At 71.0% G+C, this 8,895-nt stretch carries 6 protein-coding genes; 2 read left to right on the forward strand and 4 right to left on the reverse strand.

Annotated features, from left to right (window positions below):
• Nucleotides 1–16: 16 nt before the first annotated feature.
• Nucleotides 17–1,306: an ABC transporter substrate-binding protein gene (locus tag ACFVDM_RS07515; RefSeq protein WP_383634467.1), complete on the reverse strand. Its 1,290-nt coding sequence runs from the start codon at nt 1,304–1,306 to the stop codon at nt 17–19.
• A 260-nt stretch (nt 1,307–1,566) separates the two neighbouring features.
• Here ACFVDM_RS07515 and ACFVDM_RS07520 point away from each other — a divergent pair, with 260 nt between their 5' ends.
• Nucleotides 1,567–3,609, forward strand: coding sequence for an NPCBM/NEW2 domain-containing protein (locus tag ACFVDM_RS07520; RefSeq protein ID WP_383634426.1), 2,043 nt, complete (start codon nt 1,567–1,569; stop codon nt 3,607–3,609).
• A 58-nt stretch (nt 3,610–3,667) separates the two neighbouring features.
• On the opposite strand, the gene ACFVDM_RS07525 is transcribed toward ACFVDM_RS07520, so the two are convergent.
• Nucleotides 3,668–4,636 (reverse strand): ROK family protein, encoded by a 969-nt coding sequence (locus tag ACFVDM_RS07525; RefSeq protein ID WP_383634428.1) that lies wholly within the window; start codon nt 4,634–4,636, stop codon nt 3,668–3,670.
• A gap of 169 nt (nt 4,637–4,805) precedes the next feature.
• On the opposite strand from ACFVDM_RS07525, the gene ACFVDM_RS07530 reads away from it, so the two are divergent.
• On the forward strand, nt 4,806–5,834 hold the full coding sequence (locus tag ACFVDM_RS07530; RefSeq protein WP_383634430.1) for a LacI family DNA-binding transcriptional regulator: 1,029 nt from the start codon (nt 4,806–4,808) through the stop codon (nt 5,832–5,834).
• 500 nt (nt 5,835–6,334) lie between these two features.
• On the opposite strand, the gene ACFVDM_RS07535 is transcribed toward ACFVDM_RS07530, so the two are convergent.
• Nucleotides 6,335–7,633 (reverse strand): DUF6986 family protein, encoded by a 1,299-nt coding sequence (locus ACFVDM_RS07535; protein ID WP_383634432.1) that lies wholly within the window; start codon nt 7,631–7,633, stop codon nt 6,335–6,337.
• 163 nt (nt 7,634–7,796) lie between these two features.
• The gene (locus tag ACFVDM_RS07540) at nt 7,797–8,759 is read right to left on the reverse strand and encodes an electron transfer flavoprotein subunit alpha/FixB family protein (RefSeq protein ID WP_383634469.1); all 963 of its coding nucleotides are present in this window, start codon (nt 8,757–8,759) and stop codon (nt 7,797–7,799) included.
• Between the last annotated feature and the right edge of the window lie 136 nt (nt 8,760–8,895).

An 8,895-nucleotide genomic window follows, 5' to 3' on the forward strand; every position in this document is an offset into this window, starting at 1 on the left:
GGTCGGTACTCCCGGTTCAGTCCGAGGCGAAGATGGTCTTCTTCTGCCGTTCGATGTCGTTGACGAGTCCGTCCACGTCGTTCGGGCTGCTGATGAACTTCTGGATCGCCGGGATCATGACGGTCGAGGAGAAGTCGGGCCGGGTGTCGCGGTCCAGGAACTGGGAGATCTGCTTGGCCCCGGAGACCAGCTCGACGGCCTTCTTCTGGAGGTCCGAGTACTGCGAGGTGTCGGCCTTGTCGCTGACCGCGATGTTGTTCGGGTCGCTCTTGAGGTAGATGTCCTCGGCCTTGCCGGTGGCGAGCCACTTCAGCAGGTCCTTCGCGCTCTCCAGCGTCTTCTCGTTCTTGAGGCTCTTGGACTTCTTGGCGAGGAGGAAGCCGTCGATGGGCGCCTCGACGGCGTCCTGGCCGTGCTCGGGGTTGATGACGGGGAAGGGGAAGAAGTCGAGGTCCCCCTGCTCGTCCTTGGGGAACTGGGCGCCGGGGTGCGGGAGTCCGAAGACGGCCATGCCCGAGGTGCGCTTCTGGAGGCTGGTGGCGGCCTCCTGCCAGGTGCGCCCGTTGGCGCCCGGCTGGCAGTACGGAAGCAGCCGGCGCCAGGTGTCGAAGACCTCCTTGACGCGCTTGTCGGTCCAGGCCTCCTCCCCCGCCATCAGGCTCTTGTGGAAGGCGTATCCATTGGTGCGCATGTTGATGTAGTCGAAGGTGCCCATGGCGGGCCAGCCGTCCTTGTCGCAGAACGCGATGGGGTCCAGCTTGTCCTTCTTCATCTGCCTGGCGAGGGCCACGTACGCGTCGAGCGTCTTCGGCGCCTCGTAGCCGCGCTCCGTGAAGAGGCTCTTCCGGTGGAAGACGGCCCACGGATAGTAGTAGTACGGCGTGAGGTACTGCTTGCCGTCCTCGCCGGTCGACTGCGCCTTCAGGGCGTCGGAGAATCCCTCGTACCCCTGCCAGTTGTCACTGATGTCGTACAGCAGTCCCTTCTTGGCGAAGAACTGCATGCGGTATCCGGCGAACCACATGAAGACGTCGTCGGGCTTGCCCTGGAGATAGCGGTTGATGTTCTCCTGAAAGGTGTTGTGGTCGACCGTGTTGACCTTCACCGTGCGCCCGTCGGACTGGGCCGCATAGGCCTTGAACGCGTCGGCGAAGGCCTTCTTCGGAATGGGGTCGGAGGAGTTGGAGCCCAGGGTGATGGTCTTGCCGTCGCCACCGGGGCCGCCGCCGCAGGCGGTGAGCAGTGCGGGGAGCGTGACCGCGCCGGCCCCGACCGCCGCGCCACGCAGCAGGCTCCGCCGTGACATCCCTCCCGCGACGCCGCGGGCCGGATCCGAGCTGTCGTACGAGTGCGCCATGACCTCCTCCTTCGGAAGGCAACCGAACACAACCGAACGTGCGCTTGGATCACACCCCCAACCAGCATGCCCGTCAAGGGTTTTGACGAGATGTCGAACAACCGGCACCGGGCCTCTTCCAACAGACTTCAACACGCTCTAACGTAATCGCTCGCCTTGGCGTGCACATGTCGTCATTCGATCCGGCACGAGTACGGAGGAACGTAACGATGCGTCATCTTCCAAGCCGTACCACCCGCACCCGCCGCCTCAGAGTCGTCGGAGCCCTGGCCGCGGGCCTTCTCTGCGCGGCCGGCACCACTGTTCCGGCCACCGCGCTGACACCCTCCGCCCCCGCTTCGCCCCCGGCCGCCCAGGCGGCCGGAAACGGTCTCGCACTCACCCCGCCCATGGGGTTCAACAACTGGAACTCGACCCATTGCCGAGCCGAGTTCAACGAGGAGATGGTCAAGGGAATCGCCGATATCTTCGTCGACAAGGGGTTGCGGGAGGCCGGCTACGAGTACGTCAATCTGGACGACTGCTGGGCGAAACCGCAGCGCGACGCGGAAGGAAAACTGGTCGCCGACCCGGTGCGCTTCCCGCACGGAATCGCGGCCGTCGCCGACTACGTCCACGCCCGGGGGCTCAAGCTCGGCATTTACACCAGCGCGGGCACGAAGACCTGCGACAGCGTGGGCCTTCCCGGCGCGCTCGGCCACGAGTACAGCGACGCCCGGCAGTTCGCGGACTGGGGTGTCGACTACCTCAAGTACGACAACTGCAACAACCAGGGCGTCGACGCCCGGGAACGCTATACGACGATGCGCGACGCGCTGGCCGCCACCGGCCGCCCCATCGTGTACAGCATCTGCGAATGGGGCCAGAACAAACCCTGGGAATGGGCCGCGGAACTGGGTCAGCTCTGGCGCACCACGGGTGACATCAGCGACAGCTGGAGCAGCATGCTGTCGATCATGAAGAAGAACCTGCCGCTCGCCGCCGCCGCGGGCCCCGGGCACTGGAACGACCCGGACATGCTGGAGGTCGGCAACGGCGGCATGACGGACACGGAGTACCGCACGCACTTCTCCATGTGGTCGGTGATGGCCGCGCCCCTGCTCATCGGCTCCGATCTGCGCCGGGCGACGCCCGAGACGTACGCGATCCTCTCCGACCGGGAGGTCATCGCCGTCGACCAGGACCCGCTGGGCCGGCAGGGCGTCGTCCTGTCGTCCGAGGGCGGCCGCTGGGTGGTGGTCAAGGAGATGCGCGACGGCAGCAGGGTGGTGGCCCTGTTCAACGAGAGCGCGAACGCGCAGCGGATCTCCACGACGGCCGCGGCGGCGGGGCTGCCGGCCGCCGACGCGTACACCGTGCGGGATCTGTGGGCCAAGACCACCCGCAATACGGCGGGCGCCCTGTCCGCGACGGTGCCCGCGCACGGGACGGTACTGCTGCGGGTCGCCGCGGACAGCCGCTGGGCCGCGTATCCGCCGGCGGTGGAACTGGCCCTGGACGGCAGCCCCCTGCTGGAGGCGGGGCGTACGGCGACCCTGACCACCTCGGTCACGGATCTGGGCCGGACCCCGGCGCTGCGGGCCTCGGCGACGCTCACCGGGCCCGCGGGCTGGCGCGTCACCGCCGACTCCCCGACCACGGCGGAGGCCCTGCCCACCGGTCGGGCGCTGACCACCCGCTGGCGGGTGACGGCGCCGCCCGGTACCGCGGCGGGCACCTACGACCTGACGCTCGGCGCCCGCTACCGCGCCCCCTCCGGCGAGCGCGCCGCGTCCACGGTCCCGTTCCAGGCCCATGTGGTGGTGGCGCCCCCGGCGGGCGGCGGCTATCTCAGCGATCTGCCGTGGCTCGCGGCGACCAGTGGCTACGGCCCCGTCGAGAAGGACACCAGCAACGGTGAGAGCGCGGCGGGCGACGGCCGTCCGCTGACCATCGGCGGCGAGGTGTACGCGAAGGGGCTGGGGGTGCACGCGCCCAGTGAGATCTCCTACTACGCGGGAGGCGCCTGCGCGACGGTGACGGCACACGTCGGCGTGGACGACGAGAAGGGCGCCAAGGGCACCGTCGCCTTCGAGGTCTGGGCCGACGGGGCGAAGGCCGCCTCGACCGGGGTCCTCACCAACGCGATGCCCGCCCGGCCGCTCTCGGCGGACGTCACGGGAGCGCGGGTCGTCCGGCTGGTCGTCACCGACGGCGGCGACGGGGTCGACTCCGACCACGCGGACTGGGCGGATCTGCGCATCACCTGCTGACCCGGTCCGGACCCGGGTGGCGGCCCCCTCCGCCGTCACCCGGGTCCGGTCCGGAGGTTCATGGCCGCGCCGGGGCCGTCAGGATCCCCCGCACCCCGTCCCGCGTGCCGAAGGCCGCCGCGGCCGCGCCGACCAGGCCCGCGTCGTTGCCCATGACCGCCGGGGTCACCGTCAGTTCCTGGACGAACGACAGGGTGGCGTAGCGGCGCAGCGCGGAGCGCAGCGGGGCGAACAGGAGGTCGCCCGCGCCCGCGACTCCCCCGCCGATCACCGCGATGTCGATCTCCACGAGGGTGGCCGTCGCGGCGATACCCGCGGCGAGCGCCTGTGCGGCCCGCTCGAAGGAGGCCCGCGCGACCGGGTCCCCGGCCCGTGCGGCGGCGGCCACCCCGGCCGCCGAGGCGTCGGCGTCCGGGCCGGGCAGCCAGCCGTTCGCCAGGGCCCGGCGGGCGATGTTCGGACCGCTCGCGATGCGCTCGACACAGCCGCGCCCGCCGCACGGACACGGGTCGCCGTCGAGGTCCACACTGATGTGCCCGATGTGACCGGCGTTCCCGCTCGGCCCGGGGTGCAGTGCGCCGCCGAGAACGAGCCCGCCGCCGACCCCGGTCGACACCACCATGCACAGCGCGTTGTCATGGCCCCGGGCGGCGCCCAGCCAGTGCTCGGCCGCGGTGACCGCGACACCGTCCCCGACCAGCTCGACCGGGAGTCCGCCGGCCGCTGCCGTCACCCGCGCCACCAGCGGAAAACCCCGCCAGCCCGGCACGTTCACCGGGCTCACCGTGCCGTTCGCCGCGTCCACCGGTCCGGCGCTGCCGATGCCGACGGCGCGGACCCGCGGCCAGAGCGGGGAGGCGGACAGCTCCGCGAGGACCTCGGCGACGGCCGCCATCACCGTCTCGCCGTCCTCCCGGGCGGGCGTGGGGCGGCGCGCCCGCGCGCGGAGGGTGCCGGACCCGTCCACCAGCGCTCCGGCGATCTTGGTTCCGCCGATGTCCAGCGCTGCGACGAGGTCGGTGTGCATCGGGACGGCTCCGGGGGTGAGGGGCGGGACCTGCGGCTTCGGCCGGTGGTCTGCACAGTCTCCATTCCGCTGACAACGTTGTCCAGGGCCTATGCTCGACGCCACAGCCTCCGGCGCCCCTCGTGACACAGCCGGATCCGTCCGCAACCCGACGACAGGACAGCGCATCGTGGCCGAGACCACCCGTCACCCGGAGCCCCGTTACGGCAACCGTCCGACGATGAAGGACGTGGCCGCCCGAGCCGGGGTGGGCCTCAAAACGGTCTCGCGTGTGGTCAACGGCGAACCGGGCGTCACCCCCGACACGGAGCGCCGGGTCCAGGAGGCCATCGAGGCGCTGGGCTTCCGCCGCAACGACAGCGCGCGCGTCCTGCGCAAGGGCCGCACCGCGTCGATCGGGCTGGTGCTGGAGGATCTCGCCGACCCGTTCTACGGACCGCTGAGCCGTGCCGTCGAGGAGGTCGCGCGCGCCCACGGGGCCCTGCTGATCAACGGGTCGAGCGCCGAGGACCCGGAGCGCGAGCAGGAACTGGTGCTCGCGCTGTGCGCCCGTCGGGTCGACGGCCTCATCGTCATTCCGGCGGGCGACGACCACCGCTATCTGGAGCCCGAGATCAAGGCGGGCATAGCCACGGTGTTCGTGGACCGCCCGGCGGGCCGGATCGACGCCGACACGGTGCTGTCGGACAGCTTCGGCGGGGCCCGCGAGGGCGTCGCCCACCTGATCGCGCACGGCCACCGCCGCATCGGCTTCGTCGGCGACCAGCCGAGGATCCACACCGCCACGGAGCGCCTGCGCGGCTACCACACGGCGATGGCGGACGCCGGGATCGCGGTCCGGGACTCCTGGGTCTCGCTCGGCTCCACGGACCCGGTGCGGGTGCGCGGGGCGGTGGAGGACATGCTGACGGGCCCCGAGCCGGTGACCGCCCTGTTCGCGGGGAACAACCGGGTGACGGTGACCGCTGTGCGTGTCCTGGCCGGCCGGGAGCGGCCCGTGGCCCTGGTCGGGTTCGACGACATCGAACTGGCGGATCTGCTCGGCATCACCGTCGTCTCCCAGGATCCGGCGGCCGCCGGCCGCACCGCCGCCGAGCACCTCTTCCGCCGGCTCGACGGCGCCGACCACGCCCCGGCCCGGGTCGAGCTGCCGACCCGGCTCATCCCGCGCGGTTCGGGCGAGCGGCCCCCGGCCTGAGGAACCGGGACGCCCCTAAAGGCCGTCCCGTAACTGCAGATATCACCTCTCAGTGTCCGGTTCGACCTGCTTGGTCCGGTTCCAGTTGAGGTCGCGAGCCGGGGCAGAGCCGGATAAATCGATCCGTTTTATGGTGCCCCCTGGCATCCGCCCTGAGTTACGGGACAACCTTTACGACCTCGTGCACGATAGGCGTCACCGCAGGTCAGCGACTTGCGCCGCCGCGACGCCCGAGCCGCTGACCTGCACTGATGCAGCAAGGGCCCTAATCGTGCACGAGGTCGTTAGGGCGTGTCCGGAAAGTAGCGCCGTCCGCCCGCAGGGCGGGCTCGGCGGGGTCTGGTGCGTGCGATCGCAAGGCGGAGGGTCGCCCCGATACTGGATGTATCGGGGCGACCCGACAACGCGGGAGAGGGGTCCCCCCGTGGTCGAGCGAAGCCGAGACCATGGGGGAGTGCGTGCCAGGCGTCGCCGAGCAGGCGGGACTTCCCGGACACGCCCTAGGGTGCCGTGACGGTCAGCCCGCCGCGCCGCGGTGCGGCGTACTCGTCCAGATCGGCGCGGGTCAGCCCGGTCAGCCCGGTCACCTCGGCGGTGTCGAGTGCGCCGCAGTCGATGCCGCGCAGCAGATAGCCGCTCAGCGCCTTCGCGGTGGCCGGTTCGTCCATCACGTCGCCGTCGGCCTTGGCCGCGTAGGCGGCGAGGCGGGCCGCGGCCTGCTCCAGCCCCTCGCGGTAGAAGGTGTAGACGGCGGCGTAACGGGTCGGCAGGTGTCCCGAGTGCATGTCCCAGCCCTGGTAGTACGCGCGGGCCAGGGCACGGCGGGTCAGACCGTAGTGGAGCCGCCAGGCCTCGTGGACCCGGGCGGTGGGACCGACGGGCAGGACGTTGGTGGAGCCGTCGCTGACCCGTACGCCGGTGCCTGCGGCGGCGACCTGCATGACGGCCTTGGCGTGGTCGGCGGCCGGGTGGTCGCTCGCCTGGTAGGCGGCGCTGACGCCGACGCAGGCGCTGTAGTCGAAGGTGCCGTAGTGCAGTCCGGTCGCCCGGCCGGCCGCGGCGTCGATCATGCGGGCGACGGCGGCGGTCCCGTCGGCGGCGAGGATCGACTGGCTGGTCTCGATCTGGATCTCGAAGCCGAGCCGCCCGGCGGGCAGCGCGTGCGCCTTCTCGAAGGCGTCGAGCAACTGGACGAAGGCGGTGACCTGTTCGGGATACGTCACCTTCGGCAGGGTCAGCACGAGCCCGTCGGGGAGGCCGCCCGCCTCCATCAGACCGGTGAGGAAGACGTCGGTGGTGCGGATGCCCCGGTCGCGCACGCCGGCTTCCATGCACTTCATCCGGATGCCCATGTACGGGGCCGCCGCGCCGTCCCGGTAGGCCTCCGCCACGAGCCGCGCGGCCCGAGCCGCCGCCTCGTCCTCCTCGGCGTCGGAGCGGGATCCGTAGCCGTCCTCGAAGTCGATGCGCAGGTCCTCCACGGGTTCGCGCTCCAGCTTGGCGCGGACGCGGTCGTGGACCGGGCCCGCCAGCTCGTCCGGGATGCCGAGCACGGACGCGAACGCGCCGGCGTCGGGGGCGTGTTCGTCGAGCGACCGCAGCGCCCGGTCGCCCCAGGAGCGCAGGGTGCCGGCCTCGAACACGTCCCCCGGTACGTAGACCGTGTGGACGGGCTGGCGGGTGCCGGGGTCGCCGGGATAGCGGCGGGCGAGTTCGGCGTCGACCGGCGCGAGGGACGCGCTGATCCCCGCGCTGACGGCACCGGCGAGGCTCGTCGCCACCTTCTCCTGCTGGCCCATGTCCACACCCTCCACTCTCGACAGCGTTTCCGCTTTCCGGAATCGACAATCCGTATGGTGAAGTTATAAGGCCGCCGTACCGGCGTCAATGGTGATCGACAGCAGTGCGGGGCCGCGCGGTGGGTGTCACCGTGCGGCCCCGCACTGTCTGCCGGGTGGGGTGTCAGTCCTTGCGGCTGTTGATCTCTTCGGTGAGCTGGGGCACGACGTCGAAGAGGTCGCCCACGACGCCGTAGTCGACGAGCTCGAAGATCGGCGCCTCGGCGTCCTTGTTGATCGCGACGATCGTCTTCGAGGTCTGCATCCCGGCCCGGTGCTGGATCGCACCCGAGATACCCGACGCGATGTACAACTGCGGCGAGACCGACTTGCCCGTCTGACCGACCTGGTTGCTGTGCGGATACCAGCCCGCGTCCACCGCCGCACGCGACGCACCCACCGCCGCACCCAGCGAGTCCGCCAGCGCCTCGATCACCGCGAAGTTCTCCGCACCGTTCACACCACGGCCGCCCGAGACCACGATCGCCGCCTCCGTCAGCTCCGGACGCCCCGTCGACTCCCGCGCCTCACGCGACACCACCTTCGTCGCCCTCGCACCCTCGGAGAACGACACCGACAGCTCCTCCACGGCACCCGCCGCGGCCACCGGCTCCACCGGAGCCGAGTTCGGCTTCACCGTGATCACCGCAACACCCCGCGACACCCGCGACTTCGTCGTGAACGACGCCGCGAACGCCGACTGTGTCGCCACCGGACCCGACTCACCCGCCTCCAGATCCACCGCGTCCGTGATCACACCCGAACCGATCCGCAACGCCAGCCGCGCCGCGACCTCCTTCGACTCCGCCGACGACGGCAGCAGCACCGCCACCGGCGACACCGCCTCCACCGCCGCCTGCAACGCCTCCACCTTCGGCACCACCAGGAACTGCCCGAACTCCGGACCCGACGCGGTCAGCACCCGCACCGCACCGTGCTCACCCAGCACCCCCGCCGTCGCACCGGCACCCTCACCCAACGCCACCGCGACCGGCTCACCGATCCGCCGCGCCAACGTCAGCAGCTCCAGCGTGGGCTTGCGGACAGCACCGTCCACATGATCGACAAAGACGAGAACCTCAGCCATGAAACTCAATCTCCTGCAAGCGAAAGAAGCACCGACGGACAGACGGGAAGAACAGGGCCCCGCCCACACCCCACGCACACCCGGATCAGATGAACTTCCGACCCGCCAGGAACCCGGCCAGCGCCTTCCCGCCCTC

Origin of the sequence: Streptomyces sp. NPDC057682 (assembly GCF_042799575.1) — a bacterium.
Taxonomy (GTDB): Bacteria; Actinomycetota; Actinomycetes; order Streptomycetales; family Streptomycetaceae; genus Streptomyces.